This window comes from Dehalococcoidales bacterium, assembly GCA_028716225.1.
Lineage (GTDB): Bacteria > Chloroflexota > Dehalococcoidia > Dehalococcoidales > UBA5760 > UBA5760.
In genome coordinates this window covers 1-15,954 of record JAQUQE010000029.1, presented here as the reverse complement: position 1 = coordinate 15,954, position 15,954 = coordinate 1, and the positions used below count along the sequence as shown (strand labels likewise).

35 protein-coding genes and 9 tRNA genes are annotated in these 15,954 nt (G+C 51.7%); all 44 read left to right on the top strand.

What is annotated here, in order from left to right:
* Positions 1-59 precede the first annotated feature (59 nt).
* Positions 60-134 (top strand) — tRNA-Gln (locus PHI12_11040).
* Between the two features lie 4 nt (positions 135-138).
* Positions 139-218 (top strand) — tRNA-Lys (locus PHI12_11035).
* 4 nt (positions 219-222) lie between these two features.
* A tRNA-Lys gene (locus tag PHI12_11030) sits at positions 223-303 on the top strand.
* 2 nt (positions 304-305) lie between these two features.
* Positions 306-392: transfer RNA gene (locus PHI12_11025), tRNA-Ser, on the top strand.
* A 630-nt stretch (positions 393-1,022) separates the two neighbouring features.
* A tRNA-Tyr gene (locus PHI12_11020) sits at positions 1,023-1,111 on the top strand.
* Positions 1,112-1,113: 2 nt separating this feature from the next.
* Positions 1,114-1,195 (top strand) — tRNA-Ser (locus tag PHI12_11015).
* Positions 1,196-1,200: 5 nt separating this feature from the next.
* Positions 1,201-1,274 (top strand) — tRNA-Trp (locus PHI12_11010).
* Positions 1,275-1,278: 4 nt separating this feature from the next.
* Positions 1,279-1,362: transfer RNA gene (locus tag PHI12_11005), tRNA-Leu, on the top strand.
* A gap of 7 nt (positions 1,363-1,369) precedes the next feature.
* Positions 1,370-1,456, top strand: a tRNA-Leu gene (locus tag PHI12_11000).
* A 97-nt stretch (positions 1,457-1,553) separates the two neighbouring features.
* Entirely contained in the window at positions 1,554-2,015 is a 462-nt protein-coding gene (locus tag PHI12_10995) for a hypothetical protein (protein MDD5511323.1), read from the top strand.
* On the top strand, positions 2,012-2,206 hold the full coding sequence (locus PHI12_10990; protein ID MDD5511322.1) for a hypothetical protein: 195 nt from the start codon (positions 2,012-2,014) through the stop codon (positions 2,204-2,206). Before PHI12_10995 ends, PHI12_10990 begins: the two co-directional genes overlap by 4 nt.
* Positions 2,203-2,502 (top strand): hypothetical protein, encoded by a 300-nt coding sequence (locus tag PHI12_10985; GenBank protein MDD5511321.1) that lies wholly within the window; start codon positions 2,203-2,205, stop codon positions 2,500-2,502. Before PHI12_10990 ends, PHI12_10985 begins: the two co-directional genes overlap by 4 nt.
* 101 nt (positions 2,503-2,603) lie before the next feature.
* Positions 2,604-3,311 (top strand): hypothetical protein, encoded by a 708-nt coding sequence (locus PHI12_10980; protein MDD5511320.1) that lies wholly within the window; start codon positions 2,604-2,606, stop codon positions 3,309-3,311.
* 522 nt (positions 3,312-3,833) lie between these two features.
* Positions 3,834-4,016, top strand: coding sequence for a hypothetical protein (locus tag PHI12_10975; protein MDD5511319.1), 183 nt, complete (start codon positions 3,834-3,836; stop codon positions 4,014-4,016).
* 157 nt (positions 4,017-4,173) lie between these two features.
* Positions 4,174-4,374 carry a hypothetical protein gene (locus tag PHI12_10970; protein ID MDD5511318.1) on the top strand — a complete coding sequence of 67 codons (201 nt, stop codon included), beginning with the start codon at positions 4,174-4,176 and terminating at the stop codon, positions 4,372-4,374.
* Between the two features lie 28 nt (positions 4,375-4,402).
* Positions 4,403-4,735: a KTSC domain-containing protein gene (locus tag PHI12_10965; protein ID MDD5511317.1), complete on the top strand. Its 333-nt coding sequence runs from the start codon at positions 4,403-4,405 to the stop codon at positions 4,733-4,735.
* A gap of 39 nt (positions 4,736-4,774) precedes the next feature.
* A complete protein-coding gene (locus PHI12_10960; GenBank protein MDD5511316.1) occupies positions 4,775-6,205 on the top strand; it encodes a site-specific DNA-methyltransferase in 1,431 nt (476 codons plus the stop codon).
* Between the two features lie 3 nt (positions 6,206-6,208).
* Positions 6,209-6,421, top strand: coding sequence for a hypothetical protein (locus PHI12_10955; protein MDD5511315.1), 213 nt, complete (start codon positions 6,209-6,211; stop codon positions 6,419-6,421).
* Positions 6,412-6,615: a hypothetical protein gene (locus tag PHI12_10950; protein ID MDD5511314.1), complete on the top strand. Its 204-nt coding sequence runs from the start codon at positions 6,412-6,414 to the stop codon at positions 6,613-6,615. The genes PHI12_10955 and PHI12_10950 overlap by 10 nt, the downstream gene beginning before the upstream one ends.
* Positions 6,612-6,932, top strand: coding sequence for a co-chaperone GroES (locus tag PHI12_10945; protein MDD5511313.1), 321 nt, complete (start codon positions 6,612-6,614; stop codon positions 6,930-6,932). Before PHI12_10950 ends, PHI12_10945 begins: the two co-directional genes overlap by 4 nt.
* A gap of 71 nt (positions 6,933-7,003) precedes the next feature.
* Complete coding sequence (locus tag PHI12_10940) at positions 7,004-7,183, top strand: hypothetical protein (GenBank protein MDD5511312.1); 180 nt, start codon at positions 7,004-7,006, stop codon at positions 7,181-7,183.
* Positions 7,167-7,319, top strand: coding sequence for a hypothetical protein (locus PHI12_10935; GenBank protein ID MDD5511311.1), 153 nt, complete (start codon positions 7,167-7,169; stop codon positions 7,317-7,319). Before PHI12_10940 ends, PHI12_10935 begins: the two co-directional genes overlap by 17 nt.
* Positions 7,320-7,538 (top strand): hypothetical protein, encoded by a 219-nt coding sequence (locus tag PHI12_10930; protein ID MDD5511310.1) that lies wholly within the window; start codon positions 7,320-7,322, stop codon positions 7,536-7,538. It abuts the gene before it with no gap.
* An 8-nt stretch (positions 7,539-7,546) separates the two neighbouring features.
* Complete coding sequence (locus PHI12_10925; protein ID MDD5511309.1) at positions 7,547-7,792, top strand: hypothetical protein; 246 nt, start codon at positions 7,547-7,549, stop codon at positions 7,790-7,792.
* Positions 7,789-8,085 (top strand): hypothetical protein, encoded by a 297-nt coding sequence (locus PHI12_10920; GenBank protein MDD5511308.1) that lies wholly within the window; start codon positions 7,789-7,791, stop codon positions 8,083-8,085. Before PHI12_10925 ends, PHI12_10920 begins: the two co-directional genes overlap by 4 nt.
* Entirely contained in the window at positions 8,075-8,281 is a 207-nt protein-coding gene (locus PHI12_10915) for a hypothetical protein (GenBank protein ID MDD5511307.1), read from the top strand. The genes PHI12_10920 and PHI12_10915 overlap by 11 nt, the downstream gene beginning before the upstream one ends.
* Positions 8,238-8,759: a hypothetical protein gene (locus tag PHI12_10910; protein MDD5511306.1), complete on the top strand. Its 522-nt coding sequence runs from the start codon at positions 8,238-8,240 to the stop codon at positions 8,757-8,759. Before PHI12_10915 ends, PHI12_10910 begins: the two co-directional genes overlap by 44 nt.
* A 185-nt stretch (positions 8,760-8,944) precedes the next feature.
* Positions 8,945-9,268, top strand: a complete 324-nt coding sequence (locus PHI12_10905) for a hypothetical protein (GenBank protein ID MDD5511305.1) — start codon at positions 8,945-8,947, stop codon at positions 9,266-9,268.
* A complete protein-coding gene (locus tag PHI12_10900; GenBank protein MDD5511304.1) occupies positions 9,268-9,483 on the top strand; it encodes a hypothetical protein in 216 nt (71 codons plus the stop codon). Before PHI12_10905 ends, PHI12_10900 begins: the two co-directional genes overlap by 1 nt.
* Entirely contained in the window at positions 9,483-9,686 is a 204-nt protein-coding gene (locus PHI12_10895; protein ID MDD5511303.1) for a hypothetical protein, read from the top strand. The genes PHI12_10900 and PHI12_10895 overlap by 1 nt, the downstream gene beginning before the upstream one ends.
* 266 nt (positions 9,687-9,952) lie before the next feature.
* On the top strand, positions 9,953-10,366 hold the full coding sequence (locus PHI12_10890; protein MDD5511302.1) for a hypothetical protein: 414 nt from the start codon (positions 9,953-9,955) through the stop codon (positions 10,364-10,366).
* Positions 10,367-10,372: 6 nt separating this feature from the next.
* On the top strand, positions 10,373-11,251 hold the full coding sequence (locus PHI12_10885; GenBank protein ID MDD5511301.1) for a hypothetical protein: 879 nt from the start codon (positions 10,373-10,375) through the stop codon (positions 11,249-11,251).
* A 68-nt stretch (positions 11,252-11,319) separates the two neighbouring features.
* Positions 11,320-11,502, top strand: coding sequence for a hypothetical protein (locus PHI12_10880; GenBank protein MDD5511300.1), 183 nt, complete (start codon positions 11,320-11,322; stop codon positions 11,500-11,502).
* A gap of 12 nt (positions 11,503-11,514) precedes the next feature.
* Positions 11,515-11,769 (top strand): hypothetical protein, encoded by a 255-nt coding sequence (locus PHI12_10875; GenBank protein MDD5511299.1) that lies wholly within the window; start codon positions 11,515-11,517, stop codon positions 11,767-11,769.
* 197 nt (positions 11,770-11,966) lie between these two features.
* On the top strand, positions 11,967-12,236 hold the full coding sequence (locus PHI12_10870) for a hypothetical protein (GenBank protein ID MDD5511298.1): 270 nt from the start codon (positions 11,967-11,969) through the stop codon (positions 12,234-12,236).
* A 19-nt stretch (positions 12,237-12,255) separates the two neighbouring features.
* The gene (locus PHI12_10865) at positions 12,256-12,510 is read left to right on the top strand and encodes a hypothetical protein (GenBank protein ID MDD5511297.1); all 255 of its coding nucleotides are present in this window, start codon (positions 12,256-12,258) and stop codon (positions 12,508-12,510) included.
* 85 nt (positions 12,511-12,595) lie between these two features.
* Positions 12,596-13,129, top strand: coding sequence for a hypothetical protein (locus PHI12_10860; protein MDD5511296.1), 534 nt, complete (start codon positions 12,596-12,598; stop codon positions 13,127-13,129).
* Positions 13,130-13,174: 45 nt separating this feature from the next.
* The gene (locus PHI12_10855) at positions 13,175-13,441 is read left to right on the top strand and encodes a hypothetical protein (protein MDD5511295.1); all 267 of its coding nucleotides are present in this window, start codon (positions 13,175-13,177) and stop codon (positions 13,439-13,441) included.
* Positions 13,438-13,680, top strand: a complete 243-nt coding sequence (locus tag PHI12_10850; GenBank protein ID MDD5511294.1) for a hypothetical protein — start codon at positions 13,438-13,440, stop codon at positions 13,678-13,680. Before PHI12_10855 ends, PHI12_10850 begins: the two co-directional genes overlap by 4 nt.
* Positions 13,652-14,104 carry a hypothetical protein gene (locus tag PHI12_10845; GenBank protein ID MDD5511293.1) on the top strand — a complete coding sequence of 151 codons (453 nt, stop codon included), beginning with the start codon at positions 13,652-13,654 and terminating at the stop codon, positions 14,102-14,104. The genes PHI12_10850 and PHI12_10845 overlap by 29 nt, the downstream gene beginning before the upstream one ends.
* A 25-nt stretch (positions 14,105-14,129) precedes the next feature.
* Complete coding sequence (locus PHI12_10840; GenBank protein ID MDD5511292.1) at positions 14,130-14,321, top strand: hypothetical protein; 192 nt, start codon at positions 14,130-14,132, stop codon at positions 14,319-14,321.
* Between the two features lies 1 nt (position 14,322).
* Entirely contained in the window at positions 14,323-14,604 is a 282-nt protein-coding gene (locus tag PHI12_10835; protein MDD5511291.1) for a hypothetical protein, read from the top strand.
* A gap of 4 nt (positions 14,605-14,608) precedes the next feature.
* On the top strand, positions 14,609-15,589 hold the full coding sequence (locus PHI12_10830) for a hypothetical protein (GenBank protein MDD5511290.1): 981 nt from the start codon (positions 14,609-14,611) through the stop codon (positions 15,587-15,589).
* Positions 15,590-15,591: 2 nt separating this feature from the next.
* A partial coding sequence (locus PHI12_10825) for a hypothetical protein (protein MDD5511289.1) occupies positions 15,592-15,954 on the top strand: 363 nt, incomplete at its 3' end.

The window sequence follows — 15,954 nt, the reverse complement described above, 5'->3', positions numbered from 1 at the left end:
ACGCAGCCCTGATAAGGCTGAGGTCGGTGGTTCAAATCCACCCCGTCCGACAACGATAGAGCCGGGTGCCCGAGTGGACAATGGGAACGGGTTTTGGCCCCGTACAATCGCTGGTTCAAATCCAGCCCCGGTTGCTATACACCCGTTGATCAGCGGCAAGATCAAGGGATTTTTAATCCCTCGCTTCGGCTTCGTGGGTTCGAGTCCCACCGGGTGTACGATGGACGGTTTCCTGAGTGGTCAAAAGGAGCAGACTCTTAATCTGCCGCGAAAGCTTCGTGGGTTCGAGTCCCACACCGTCCTCCGGAGGAATGGTGGAGCTAGGTAACACGCCGGTCTCGAAAACCGTGGCCATCCGAAAGGGTGCGAAGGTTCAAATCCTTCTTCCTCCGCATATGATAGAGACAAAGATCGTTGTGTTGCACGGATTGGTTTTTTTGCAAGTCCAGGTGGCCGAGAGGCGAGGTGTTCTCGCATTGACACTTGGCCACGTTCGGATTACAGTAAGTCATGCCTACTTGCAAAAAATGTGGTTCGTCGTTTCGCATCAAAATCGTCGTGGATGGGAGGGAAAGAAACCTGAAAAGCAGAAGGTACTGCCTATCGTGCTCTCCGTTCGGGAAAAGGGGAATCGAGATTCGCGATAAGGCCACCACATGCAGGACATGTGGGAAGGGGATGTCTCGAAGGGGAGCGATCTGCAACACATGCATTTCGAGAAAACGCAGGGAGCGTATTCGAAGGAAAATCCAAGAAATTTTGGGATCAACATGTGTGTGTTGTGGATACGGGAGCGGGGAGAAGTCGAAGGTGATTGTTTTTCACCACGTAGACCCGTCTCAGAAACGATTTCCCCTTGGTGGGGGAAACCTCTCGAATAGGTCGTGGAACGAGATAGAAAATGAAGTCAGGAAGTGTGTGGCTGTCTGTCAAAATTGTCACGCGGAGATACATTTCGGCATCAGGAAATTGTAGGGTTGCAACCCGAGAGACGCTGGTTCGATCCCAGTCCTGGACTCTATGGCAGGGTCGCTCAGTGGCGAGAGCAGCAGACTGTAAATCTGCCCTCCTACGGATTCCATCGCAGGTTCGAGTCCTGCCCCTGCCACCAATGGAAGGTTAGCGTAATGGTATCGCAGCGGGCTGCTATCCCGTGGTCCTTCGGGGCTTACTGGTTCGATTCCAGCACCTTCCGCAGATGGGTGCGTAGCTCGAATTGGTAGAGCAGGCGGCTCCAACCCGCCGTGTTGAGGGTTCAAATCCTTCCGCACCTGCTGTGGGCGAGTGGCGAAACTGGTATATGCTGAGGACTTAAAATCCTTTGCTCGAAAGAGCGTGAGAGTTCGATTCTCTCCTCGCCTACTATTTTGCGCCGGTAGTCGAATAGGTACAGACGGCGGGCTCAAAATCCGCGTCGAGCGAAAGCTCATTGTGAGTTCGAGTCTCACCTGGCGTACTATTTTTGCGATGTCGTTTTTTGTTGACAAAACAAATCGGCGTATTAAACTAATAAGAGAAGATGCCCGGAAAGATACCGGGAGAAGGAGATCAAGATGAAAAACGAACTGGCAGTAGCAATCGAAAAGTCGAAAATCAAAACCGATAAGCTTCCGGTCGGGAAACACTCGGTCAATGGTCTCGTTCGAGTCATCGGCGAGATCGAGGTCAAAGAGGACCAGCAAGTCACGCCCACGGCGAGTATCCTTTCAGTGGACTTCTTGCTGCTCACCTTGCGGGCGGCGGGGGTGACGCGAGAGGCCGCTCTCAATGCCATCTCCAACGTGGCTCAGGACTACCTCGTGGACTGGACGGGGAGTGACGCGGACAAGAAGGCGGCGAAAAAGGCCCGAAAGGCCGCAATCGAGGCGTTCGACCCCGAGGGCAAGGGCAAGGAGGCTTTTGACAATTTCAAGTTGACTCTGCCCAAGGTTCCCCGCGCCGGAGCCGTGACATTCGAGGGCTCGATAACCGAGGTAGAGGCATCTGCTACAGACGCCCTCATCGAAGTCGCATGAGCCCCATAAACAGCAGGCAGGCCGCGAGAGATTTCCTATCGAGATTGAGTATCTCGGAAGTATTTGCTCTCGGTGACGATCTAGTCCTTGGCCAATTTGATTGGCGCGAATGGGGTTTTTCAAAGAAACCGGATGCGGTATTCATGAACGAGCTGGACCGCCAGCGAATCTATATAGAGGAGATGGCGTGAGTAAAATACCATCGGAAACCATCCGTGTAATAAATGGGTATGTCCTGCGAGGACAAGATCCGGGCGGATTCGTGCGGTATGTGCTCGCCAATGATCTGCGCGAGGCTATCATCCACGCGGACCCGGATAATCTGGCGGCGATAGTTGAGATCGTAAAGTACGTCTATCATGCTGTCCCTGCAGCGTGCTATGGATCGGATGCCTTGATGAAATCTTGGATGAGACAGGGAGGTGCCGAGGGAATCCTATTCAAGACTGGAGAAGTTTTCGATTTGTCTGGTCTACTGCAAAGGTAGCGCACTTGAGTGCGCGTGCTTCGACAGACCACCGGCATAGTGCCGGCTTTTTCTGAAAAAGCCGCAAAAATAAACAAGGCGGCGAAAGGTTAGGTGTTGTCATGATGAATTTGCTGAAAGTGCTGATAGTGCGGATCACTCTCCAGGTGGAAGCCCTGGGGATGTCCCCGGACCCGAAGACATTCCTCGCGCTCTTCAGGGATATCGCGAAAGAGCACGGGGTCTCCGACGAGGCGCTGGCAGAGGAGCTGGCGGCAATCGCAGAGCGGGACGGAGATGAAGCCGCAATCGAGGAGATCGAGCTGAAAGGCAAGACGCTGTGGCCGCGAGACGAAGACGGCTGCCCAATCTTGTGGGACTATCAGATGAAGGGGTGGGCCAAGGATGCGTGCGGGATGCTCTACCGGGTCGCTGGGAGCCAGTCGAGCGGCTTGAAAGCCTACAAGAAGACCATCGACGGTTTGATCTTTCCGCATCCCCGCAAAATCCGCCTGAATATGCCGGAGGGGACCGAGATCGGGAACTGCTGCCGACCGCTGAGGGCCAATACGTCACGCGGCGAAATCACGGCGCTCGCGAATTCCGAAACCGTACCGGCCGGGACGACCCTGGATGTCGAGTTCCGGTATCTCGACAGCAAGGATCGGAAGCCCAAGGTCGAGGGCGCGGGCAAGGCGAAGACGGCCGAAGAGAAGTCGCTCATTCGCTCGCTGATCATCGAATGGCTCGACTACGGCCAACTGCGCGGACTCGGTCAGTGGCGCAACAGTGGAAAAGGGATCTTCACATACGAGATCCTCGAGGGTTGACGTTTAATCGCGAATTCCCTCCTCGGCAAAACCGGGGAGGGTTTTCCTTCACGCGCAAACTGAATTGAAATGATGTGTGAGGGACCGGTAAGGATGCGATTCGACATGAAGAGATAGGGAAACGAGTTGAGGCAAATCGAGTCGAAGCGAGGGGACCGGCAATAAGGAGAGGCGACACGGATCGTAGCCGACCCGATTAGAAATAAGGGGATACGAAGAGGAAGTGAACTGTGCGTAACTGACGACAGATGATCTGACAGGGATTTGATGCGAAACCATTCGATCTGAATCTCACAGACATGACAAGGAAGTGAATTGTAGCGAGGGTAAGGGATACGGAATCGATCCGAGTGGAGATGAGAGGATACGAAAAGGACATGATCCGATCCGAGCTTAGCTGACGTGACATGGAAAGGATGAGACAGCAGGCGAATCGAGGCGGAGGGGAGGCGATTGGCTCATATGCGACACGGAGGAGAATAGCATCGAATCCAACCGATAAGGACTTGAGATGATAAGGACATGACGGGAGGAGAAATTACACGCTACGATAGGGAAAGGATGAGCAAGGCGACGCGAGGAGCGGCACCGATGTGGAGAAGAGGCGCTACGATTGGAGGCTATTCGAGCCGACATGGAAAGGATATGAGCAGCGACGAGGGGATATGGAGCCAAGAAGAAGGGACGCGACCGAAGTTGACTTGATGAGATGGATTCGACAGGGAGTGGATCGGACAAGAATTGACTCGAACCGATAAGGAGAGGAACGGACACGAGACGAGTCGACTGGAACTGAACCGGAACCGAGTTGATCGGAAAAGACACGGACCTGAGAGGACGAGAGGTGATGTGATACGGACATGTGAGGAGAAGCGACGAAGAGAAGTGGAAGTTAAATGCGGTTATGAGATTTGATATGGATGCGACTCGACTAGCAATGGATTTGACTGGAAGTGAGGGAACTGTAGCGAGGGTAAGGGATACGGACACGACACGACTGGAACTGACAGGGATAAGCGGTGAATCGATCCGAATAGACACGGAGTTGAATGGGGTTGACTAATCCGAAGCTTTGACTGAAAATACAGGTGATGAAATACCCGGAAGACCTGCCCAAGATGGCGAAGGTTAAGGAGTCGACGAATGTTCTCGATTTCTCATACGATCCGGCGACGAAGTTCTTGTTCGTCCGGTTCAAAACCAAGCATCTGAAAGAGGACGAAGCCCCTCTGTATCGGTATGCGGACGTGCCGCCGGGAACGTTCAAGCGGTTCAAGGCCGCACCAAGTAAGGGCGAATATTTGTGGCGACATATTCGAGGCAAGTTCAGATATAGCCTTTGGACGGGTTCGACATGGCGATCTCAGGTCGCGGTGCGACGAGATGTTGCGGAGCGGAAGAAATTGCGGCAGAAGAACGACTAATTTGGTACGAATTAGTAGTTCACTAGTATTAGGTGCGGGATGAAGTTGATCTGTGGAGATTGCCTGTTAGAGCTTGCCAAGTTGCCTGCCAATTCCGTAGATGCGATCATCACCGACCCGCCATACGGGTTGGGCGATGTGAAGGACATAGGGGCGCTGCTCAAGAGCTGGATGGCCGGGGAGTCTGGGGATGAAGCGGTAGGCAAGGGTGGGTTCATGGGGCAGGAATGGGACCGTGCTGTGCCGCCGCCGAGGATCTGGAAGGAGTGCATCCGAGTATTGAAGCCCGGCGGGCACATGCTGGTCTTCGCCGGAACCAGGACTCAAGACCTCATGGGGATTTCGATACGGATTGCCGGGTTTGAGTTGCGCGATGAGATTTCTTACTACGGTGCCTTCAACTGGATCAACGGCAGCGGATTCCCCAAGGGGCTAAATATATCGAAGGCCATAGATCAGGTGGCTGGCGCTGAACGTGAGGTGGTGGGATACAGGGTAGAAGCGGATGATAACCGTTCGGTGGAACAACGGTTTCGGCTAACTGCTCCTTCGACGGAAGAGGCAAAGCGGTGGGAAGGATGGCAGTCAGGACTAAAGCCAGCGCACGAGCCGATTTTGATGTTTCGCAAGCCGCTCGACGGGACGATCATCCAGAATGTGTTGAAGTACGGGACTGGTGGGATCAATATTGATGGGTGCAGAATATCGACAAGTAGCGATACAAGGATAAATGCCAAAGGCGGAGAGAACGGATTACAGGGTTCAAGCACTTTCAGGATAAGAGAAAGAAGGGCTGAAGAACAAGCTATCCCCAAAGGCCGCTATCCGTCCAATGTGATTTTGAGCCACCATCAAGGCTGTGTTGAGACAGCGGGGAATTGGGAATGCCATTCTGAATGTCCGGTAGGTCAAATGCCGTTTTCGGCGAGCGGAGATTTGAGCGCATTGCAGAGGAAAGCTGAAAATAGGATATACGGCAAAAAGCCTAATAACGCGCAAGGTGAGTGGAAGAAGAATAGTGGATCGGCGGCCCGGTTTTTTTATTGTGCGAAGGCTTCTGTCGCTGACCGTGAAGATGGGTTAGAAGCGGAAGAGGGAAAGAGCGGGAATACACATATGACCGTGAAGCCAACCGACCTGATGCGATATTTGTGTAGGATGGTTGTTCCGCCCGGTGGCGTGGTGCTCGATCCGTTCATGGGCAGCGGCAGTACAGGGAAAGGTGCTGTGCTTGAGGGTGTGGATTTTATCGGCATCGAGAAGGAAGAAAGGTACGTCGAGATTGCCAGGGCTCGGATTGAATTTGCTCAAAAGTTGGCGGATGAAATTCCTGCTCAACCTGTAGCCGTGGAAATTCCGAAGTACGAGAAGATGACAAAAGAGCGCATGAATATGCTGCGAAAGAAAATCAAGAATGAAAACCAACTAGGCTTGTTTGATGCGATTGACAAAGCAGAAATAGGGGGTTAATATTTGACCATGCGTGTTTATCTGGTGACCACAAAATCCAGGGAAGAGAGTACGGAAGGCGAGCTGCTTGCAGTTTATATGCGGACTTTCGGAATTTACACTTCGTTTGAGGCTGCAATGGGTATTGCTGTTAAGGTAGATGGCACGGTCAAGGAAATGATATTGGACCAAGAGTTGTCTGGCACTATACTACAGGAGTTGCATAGTTGGCAGTAGGGTTGAACGAAGCTTTTTGGCTTTTTGAAGAATACGGAAACAAGGCTTTGGAGCTTGATGACCGTTTATCAATGGCGGCATTCAAGCGGAAGAAAGGTTGTCGGCTGATACCGTCTACCTTGACGGACAAGGAAAAGGCCGAAGCAATAAAAATAGGCGATAAGATCAAACGATGGAAAGAGGCAAACAGATGAAGTCGACGATGAAGTTGGAGCCGCTGCACGACAACGTGTTTGTTGAGCGAGACAAAGTAGAAGAGACGAAGACCGCCGGGGGGTTAGTTCTGCCCACGAACGCACAGAAGGTGCCGGACACGGCGACGGTGATAGCGGTAGGTCCGGGGCGTATGCTCGAGAGCGGGAAGATGCTGAAGGTGCCCTTGAAGCCGGGGGACAAAATCCTACTCAGTCGACACAGCGGGATAGACGTGAACTGGGATCTCGACCGGCGCACGGTCGTCCCGTACTCCGACATCCTCGGTGTGGTCAGGCAGGGGAAAAAGAAAAAATAGTTGACAAAACATTTTTAGTTGTTAAACTGAAATATAGAAGATGCTTTGCGAGATGCAAGGAGGCACGTCGAATGGAAGACAAGATCATTAGAAAATTGGAAGAAATAGCGGCCGAAATGATCGAGGATCAGCCGAAGGGCAAAGAGGCCCGATCATTCGTGGCTGGATACTACCGGGCATTGCGAGATGTCCGGGGGGTCGTGGCGGCCGAGCGCGAGGCCATGGCGAAGGCATATGGCCAGGAAGGCTGATAACTGGTTACGGGGTCGGGATGGCCATATCTTGCTTCCCGGCGAAAAGGTCGATGACGGCCGCTGGATAGATGTTTTGCTATTCATGGCTGTTGTAGTGTTTTTGACCTGGGTGTTGAGTAGCTGGGAGCTGTAGATGAAAAGGATACTGAATTACAATGAGAAGTTTGAGATAGTGGGTGGTCTCTATTATGAGGATACGGGATATTTGCGTCCCGGCAAATCAGACCCAATACGAGATACAGGTTCTCACGAAAACAGGGCCAGGTTTGAGTCTTGGCTCAACACGAATTTGCTGGACGCCGCATTGCGGCGCATTGCGGCGTTGGAAGATGAGCTAGCAGCGTTGAGGTAAGATAAACAATGGAAGTGTACGCGGAATGCAGGATGTGCGGCAAGATGGTAAAGCGGGGAGATATGCGGGCCGCGACAATCACGCTCTTTGGCAAGGGCGTCGCTGAGATAGAGGACAAAATCAAGTTGAGGATGTGCCCTGATTGTTGGGCAGCACAGGTTTCTCATTGGGAGAGATGTCGGTGGAATCCGAGGTCTCTTGTTATCACGAAAACAGGGCCAGGTTTGAGTCTTGGCTCAACTGAGGGAGAATGAAACCACTGCTTGAAGATTTTTCTGATTGCGACATGAACGGGATCATGCGTGATCTACTGGATTGCTCTATGTTTGTCGAATATTCTACAAGTGTTCCGCTTGAACCTGGAAATGAGAATATTTTCAAGAAAAGAACTATTGTGGGATGGACCATTGACGAGCACGGAAGTCTTCTCATTGGTTTAAGGGATGGCTCCGAAATAAAGATGGTACACTATTCCAGGGTTCCAATAGTGCTCGGGCGCATTGTCAAGGTACAAAAAGAAAGACAGCAGGTTTCTGATGCTGAATGATAAAGCTTACGATAGAAACTACACGGTAGTAGGGTTGGATGGATATCGACACGGTTCTTTGACCTTCGATGAGGCTATTGCCCTTGCTCGTAGGATGCAGACACAGATGGATAAGGCTGGATGGCGAGGCAAGATGCGGGTGTATTACCGAGATGGAAGCTCTGTCGACTGGGAGAAAAAGGGAAGTCATGGATGATTTCAAGTGCGGTGATTATGCCAAAGTGGTCCGTGTCATGTCCAATTGGAAGACCGGCGAGGGTAGTGAGGAAATTGTTTGGGTGCCGCCGATGGACAGGGCATTAGGTAAGGTTCAGCGCGTTGATGTTGTCAACTCCGCGTATATTACGCTTGCCGATGGCTATGCCTACCCGAGGGAAGCGCTTGAGAAAATAGAGGAGCCGGTGTTTGATGATCCCGAGCCCACCGGTGAACAGTGTGAGTTATTGAAGTGTATGACGGCGCACGTGGGTGCGGATGACTTTCCGGAGTTTGCTAAGCATCCAGGCCGCTGTATCAATTGCGGTGCCGAGCTGTCGGGTGTGTCTGTGCTGTCGACGATTCCGAGAATCGAGGAAGTCTTGGCGCGCATGGAGCAAGAAATTGCACAGCTTAGGGCGGCGATCACGATGGTATTCGATGAAGTAAAACGCTTGGGTCTTCGTGGCGATGAATAAAATGGGCAAGGTCATATGCTGTTGCTGTGGTCGCCAGGTAATTATTGGCAGTCGCACGTCTGACAAATACGTTGCCCCTGGTATGTGTCCTCGGGTTGGCTTCCGGGCCGACGAGTGTTGCTGTGATGATTGCAGCAAGTATATGGACGAGGACGGGCTGTTCCCAGAGGAAAGGATAGGTAGCGATGAGCTGGGGTGAGCGTAGTTGCAAGGACCCTTGTCGGGCTTTAGATCATTGTGACATTGGCACCTGTAACGTGGACTGTCCTGGATACGAGTGGGACGGCAAGACGCCGCCTGATAGTGTACCAATGACTACCCGGCTGGAAAGGAGAGCTGCTTCACCGGTCAAGTTGATTCCTTTGATGCTGGCGACAATGATGCCACCTGATTCAGGTGATGTTTTTCAATCCCTAGTGGACTTGATGCCCCGAGAACAAGGGGGTAGTAGGCGCACTCGGGAGAGGGCGCGAAAGCGCAAGAAGGCTCGCAAGAGGGGTGAAAAGTAATGAGGATCAAGAAGTTTCATTATCAATACAGGAGGGACTTCACTGCGGAGTTCGAGTGCGAGCATTGTGGCGAGGTGCAAATGGCCCTTGGATATGATGACGATTATTTCCATCGGGAGGTGGTTCCTAAGATGAAGTGCCCCAAGTGCGGGAAAACCGCCGGGCTAGATTTTCGCCCCATGGGCACTCTGTATCCCGAGGGCCAGGTGGTATAATGGAGAAGTATGTAGATATAATTGAGCGTTGGGTGCGCGAGCAAGGCACGGTTTCCCTTGGGAGCATTGCTCGGTACATAGAGGGTGAGCTTCATGGTAACGATGGTGCCTACAATGCGATGAGTAAGCTGATAAGCACTGGCCGCATTGTGGATTCTTTAGATGGCAAATGGTCAGTTAGGGATAGCGATGTACCACGATAGGTTTATCTTTTATGGGATTCTCTTAGTGATTTGCGCCTTATCGATTGGCTACAGCGTGCTATTGATATTGGCTTCGGTGCTAGAAAACCAGTGTGCACGGCGATTTGCCTGTAAGTATTTTGGTTGGCATTTTGGCGACAAATCGTGGTGGGCGGATGGTACGAGCATTTATTCTCGGTGCGCGGTGTGCGGTAGGACATTGGTATTGAATGTGCGATCTGGAAGATGGGAGCCAAGGCAATGGAGCATAGAGGAAGGAGAGAGAGATGAAAGTAGCTGCAATTCTTAGCAGGGTGTTACTCGCGTGTATAGTGGTATGGGGCAGTCAGTACCTTGCGGGGGAATTGACGGAAAAGGCTGTTACCGTAGTGGACGAGAAGGCTCCCGAGGCACCGGAAGATCCTTATAAGCTGGACGCGGACGAGCCGGTGGTCGATGTTTCCGTGGAGTGCGTTGAGGCGGGTCCGGAATTCAAGTGTACCATAGTCAACGCTGAAGATTTCGATGTACATGTCCGCTGGTATCTTGATATGCGGTGCGACGATGAAATACTAGAGCAATGGAATATCACTTCGATAGTGGCGCATGGGACTGTTGAGAAAGTGTTCTGGAAATGGGATTATCGAAAGTGTAATCGGCGTGGGCCGATCTCTACGAGGGTGGAGGCTAGTAGGAGGTAAGAGGGAATGGCATCGGAATTTATAGAACAATGTGCGTTGCAGTATCCGAAGCCCACGGAGTTTAAGGTCGGAGATCGTGTCCAAATCGTTAGGCGGGTTGAGTTCCGAGGGATATGGGTAGGTACGATGGATGCCACTCTGGGGTGCTTCGGCACGGTTGAAGGTCTTCCAGCTCCGGGTTACGTGACGGTACGACCGGATGACAGTAGGTTTAGTTGGAATTATCCTCCCGAGGCACTCGCCAGGCAGGTTGACGCACTTCCTGGGATCATGGATGCGGTTGTGAAGCGCATGGCTATGGCAGTATCTTGTCCGCCCGAAATGATGAAAGCGAGATGGACGCCCGAGGCCGGTGGTGCTCTTGTATTCACGCCTCAGGGGGTGAGTGTCGGAGATCGCGTAGTAGTCGCCAGGAAGGTCGATGCGATTCCTTGGGTACCTGAGATGGACGGTACCGTAGGGCAGTATGGCACCGTTATCGACATAGGGGGCCGTGATGCGCGGGTCGAATTGAGTGGTGGCATTTTGTGGTATCCCCCAGGGGCGTTGGAAGTTATTAGCACAGGTTCAACTTCTTCGCCTGTCAAGCAAGATGTACCTGTCACTACTAAGTGCCCTAATCCGGGGTGGCTTGGTACGTGGATAGATGTCGATAGGCTTATCATTGATGTTAAATGGAGTGGGGATAAGCCTTATGGGCCGTGGGAAGCACATCTCTATCAAGAGAATGGTTACTACCCCGCTTGGAGGCGCTATTCTGATACCTGGCGTGGTCCTCGCTCCGAGGGTTGGGTTCGTCCCGAGAAATTGAAGTCGCCTTTGCTTGGGCGACCGAAGGCTCGAACAAGGGTTTGCGTTCCGTGGGATCCCGAGGATATGGGCTAACGCCGGGAAGGATGGCGCGTGGGAGGCGTCATGGCTAGGCGAAAGGTGAGGCGCATAGGAGGCAAGCAATGGAATTAATGTGGTCTTTGATAGCGCAGATGAACGGCATCATGGTCGAGGTCGAGGCCATGAAGGCGGCGAATGCAGAGCGACAGAATAGCGGTGAAGCTGTCGCCTACAGAGAGGAAGCGTTTCTTTATCTGAAAAGAGACCTTCAAGAAATTTCGCAGCGGCTCCTCAATATGGGTTGACGGGGGTGGGTGATGATTTGTACGAGGTGTGGTGGATCTGGTTTCATCAATTATGACGATAAGGTCAGCTCATTGAATGGGGACCATGAATTGATTTTGGCCTGGATTCGCGCGCACAGGGATGAGACTGACATGAGTGCCTGTGATTGTTGCGGCGATGGCGATGGGAATTGGCATGGGGAGCCGGGAAGCCATTATGGCTCGCATGATCCACCGGGGAAGGATGGACCATACGCCTACAACGGCGGACTCTGCGAGTGCCACTAGTGGTGCTGTGATTACATGGACAAGTTTACGGATGAGCAAGTAGAGTTTTTGAAGTGCATAGGAGTAGAGGTACGGCCCCATGGAGAGTCGCAGGCTGTGTATAATACGAGGGCTTCTAATGCCGAGGGGAAGCTATGTATTATTCGGCAGCAATTGCTCGATATGGTAGCCTCTATAGACTCGAATGGAGGTAAGTGATGGGCATAACAATATCCTTTCCCAAGGAGATTAGGCCAGGGGAGTGGCAGCTACTGACTAGCGATGTAGCTAGGCTTATCAAAGAGCTTGGTGCAGACGTACACACCGATGCTCGTCCAGGCTTCATGTCTTGTCTTGGTATTCCCGTTATTCTGCACAAAGGGCCTAAAGACTTAGTAATCTTGGCGCATTTTCACGCGTTTGGAAACGTTAGGGTTCCTGATTTAGAGAATAGTGTTTTCGTGAGATTGAATGAAGTCGAAGGATGACCCAAAGGATGGAGTTTGAATGGAAAACGTTCAGGCAGAGAAGGCAGATAATTCAGCAAATGCGTTTGGATTATCGGATGACAAGATGCAACAGCTCGAGCGTGAAGTAGCGGAGTGTTTTAATCGGGTGTCGTTTGAGAACTTATCAAATACGCCCGATTTTATTCTAGCAAGAGTCGCGATCAGCGCAGCCCTAGAATTCTCTAAGGCGACTCTTAGCCGGGATGCTTGGTGGAACCGGGGAAGAGTAGTGGCCAAGCGCGAGGGTGAGTAGGGAGGGCATCTCCGTGGCTCAAACTGGACTTTTTGGTTGGTAGCTGGCATGATGCGGGATACCAAACAAAAAACGGAGGATAATCATGCTTGCACAATTTATACTTTTTTTGCTTATCTTGGACCCCCACCACGAATTTTTCAAAAACGAGGATAAGCTTCATGCGGTCGTGAAGGACATCGAGGAAATTGGAGCCAAGCGCGACCTGGAGCCATCTTTTCTTGCACACGCGATATTCCGGGAGGCGAGTTTTGACGAGGGGGCCATAGGCAAGAGTCGGGGTGAGGTGGGGTACAGCCAAGCGCACGGAAAGGCTCGCCAGACCTGCGAGGCTGCTGGGTATGACCTATCGACTCCGAGGGGCGGCATAGAGTGCATGGGGTTGCTTCTTGACATGGGGCGGAGGTACTGTGGTTCCCTGGAAAAAGGGGTTAGGTATTACATGTCCGGGTCGTGTCACATCGCCAAGCAAAAGGCTAAGGACCGCCTAGAATCGTGGCAGAAGGGCTGGCAGCGTATTGTGGATCAGGATTTCGAGGGGGATACAAATCGTCTGGTTGCGTGGCGCAGATACTTAAAGCGCAAAGCAAAGCAAGTGGTGTCTGATTTTGGAGGTTGATAGGCGCACTCAAGTGCGCTACCTTTGCAGTAAAAGAGGTGGATGGTGGCTGATAACGTTGATAAGGTGTGGAAAAGCAGCGTAGCGGCTGATGCGTTCAAAAATCTCACATTTATTGCGGGGCAACAAAAGGAACGTCTCTTGAGTATGGTTGATCAGAATAACCATTCCGAGTACGAAAGGTCTTTGCTGAAAATACAAATCACGGAGGCGTATATGCGGTCTTTGGCTAACGTGTATCATACGGCCAATGAAATTGAGTGCCAGGCGATGTCTCTTCATGCGTCACTGTGCAGCATGGTGGGTGAATGAAGGCTCGATGGGATAGGATAGTGGATATGGGCGTAAACCGTGCGCTCGAATATCAGCTTGACTCTGCCCTTATGAAGCTTATCGCGACTCGGAATGTCTTGTCGGACATGCTGCGAGTTTATCAGCCGGGAATCACCGATGAGGAGATTGATGCGGCGATAGACCAGGAGATAGATGCTGTTAATAAACGAATAATAGTAGGTGTAAAGAATGAATTCTTTCAAGAACCAAGTGGATGATGCGATCTCGAGCGACAATGGTTTGCCGGGGTGGACTGAAAAGCTGAGCATTGGAGCCGATGATATATATGTCAAGACGGCATTCATGGGTGATCGCTTGGTGCACATAGACATTACATTGTCTCGCGGGGCATACCGGGAGCACGACAATTTGCCGAAGAGTGAGGCTATGGCGGTTTTGGAAACCTCAAACTTTGACCTTGCGCGGTCGTGGGTTGAGGATTCGTGCCGTATGATGTCACGTCTTTTTTCTGAGGGCGTGGAGCCCGAAGATGCACTGCCAATGTGGCTCGGTATTTCTGGGTATCCTAGCGGTCCATGTGGTCAATTACAGTGTATTGCCAAGAGTCCGCTTCATGCAGCGTCGGTATTTGTCCTGGGGCGCTTACCGGATTGGAAAAAAGAGTTGAACAATCAGACGTAGGGCTGTATTATCTGTGCGAGGCTGAATGCTGTTGTGGTTTTCAATATGTTTTGTTGTGGGTACGCTGATCGGGTATATCATCGGGCGAATTGTCAACAAAAAGCACAACAGATTGGCATGGGATGTGGCTGCTAGGCATAAATTGCAGATGAAATCCATGGAAGAACGTATCCTCTATTTAGAGGCGGTTGCCGAAGAGAAAGAGATGGAGGCTTGAGATGGAAGGGAAGATGATTGTTCAGTTGCCGATGGAAGATATTCAGAAAATAGTCAGCGACGCACCGGACCCTGTTGGGGCTTTGGGTAAGCTGAACTCTCCGTGGTGCATCGTGGTCAAAGGCTCGGATGAGAAATGGTATATTATTCCGTTTGCGGATCAAGCGGAATGTGCTGCCAAGGTCGCGGATTACCATGGATCGGCCGATGAGGTAGTCTATGTTCTCAAAAACGGCATTCCGAGGAAGAGCATCAAGGTCGAGATTTCCGTGAAGTTTAGGTGATGCAATGAAAAAGAGAGACATAAGGCAGGTCAGCGACCGCAACGCAAAATACAAACCCTGGAAGGCAATGATTCCGGTTCAGGTTCCGCCTGATGCCCAGACGAACGGAGTCGTGGCAGTGTTTCAAAACCACCTAGTCACGGTGTTCGTCAAGGAAACTACGTCGCCAGGATTTTTTGACAAGGACGGTAAGCCATCGAAGGTCGCGCACCTAATCATATCGTGGAGTGACCCAACGCGGCACGATGAGATACCGTATCGATTCAAGCAGAAAGTCAAGGAGGAATTGTGCACGGATTTCTCTGATGGCGTGGAGATATTCCCGGCGAGGTGGCGGGAGCAGGACTTGAAAAACACCCATTTGTGGGTGCTGTTTCCGGGGACGGTCTTGCCGTTGGGGTTGGTTCCGAGGGATATCGATGGGTCAGTAGCGGAATCGGTAGGTGGCCAAGAGAACATGTTGACGCAAGAAGACATCGAAGTCTATGTCGTCAAGTATCCTGTGGATACGCCGGATGAGGAGATAGGCGGTATGGTGATAGAGGTGTTTGCGGACGAAGCCGAGTGTAAGTCTGCATATGGGGACAATCCGCTACCGGCACATGCCGAGGCTGGCGTTACGATGATTGGAGATGTACCTCAAGAATCTCCCGGTGTGGCCTGGTCGGACAAGGCTAAGATGAAGATGGCAAACATTGTCACGAAGGCTCGGGTGGTGGAAATGCCCCAGGAGCCGCCGACTCTGTTCTATCATCACGAATCGATTGAGGACGAAATTTATCCGGATGTCGACGACGAAAACGAGCCTATGGGGCTGGAGGAGAACCTTGCACTTGCTGGGGCAATGCGGGAAGCGATGGAAAACAGGCGCAAAGAAACTGCCGAACGAGTAGATAATGTTTCAAGGATTATCACGACGGCAAATGAGAGCCTTGACGCTGCAAAGATAGCAGCCGACAAGCCTAGAATTATCATTCCGAGATAGCGATGGCCAAGCCGATCAATCCAGAAGTGGCGAGGGCAACATTTCCTGTTTGGTTGTCACGGACTATGGCGTTTAACAATCCGCAGGAAAAGGTTGTGAAAAAGTACCCCAAATTTACGAAGGCCGAGAAGGTAAAGTACACGAAAAAAATTGAGCAATATTTGTCCGAGATGGAGGACAAGCCAAAGTTGTTTGGTGATACGGATAGCGGGAGAGCCGTGGCGATCAAGCTCGATGGTATGGTGCGCTACGTTTGGCGTGCGGATGTTTTGACGGAGGCTGAATATAATGAAGTCAAGAAGAGACATCGAGTTGGAGTCGACATGCTTCGTCAAAAGCTCAACCGGCCTGTGGATAAAGAGCTA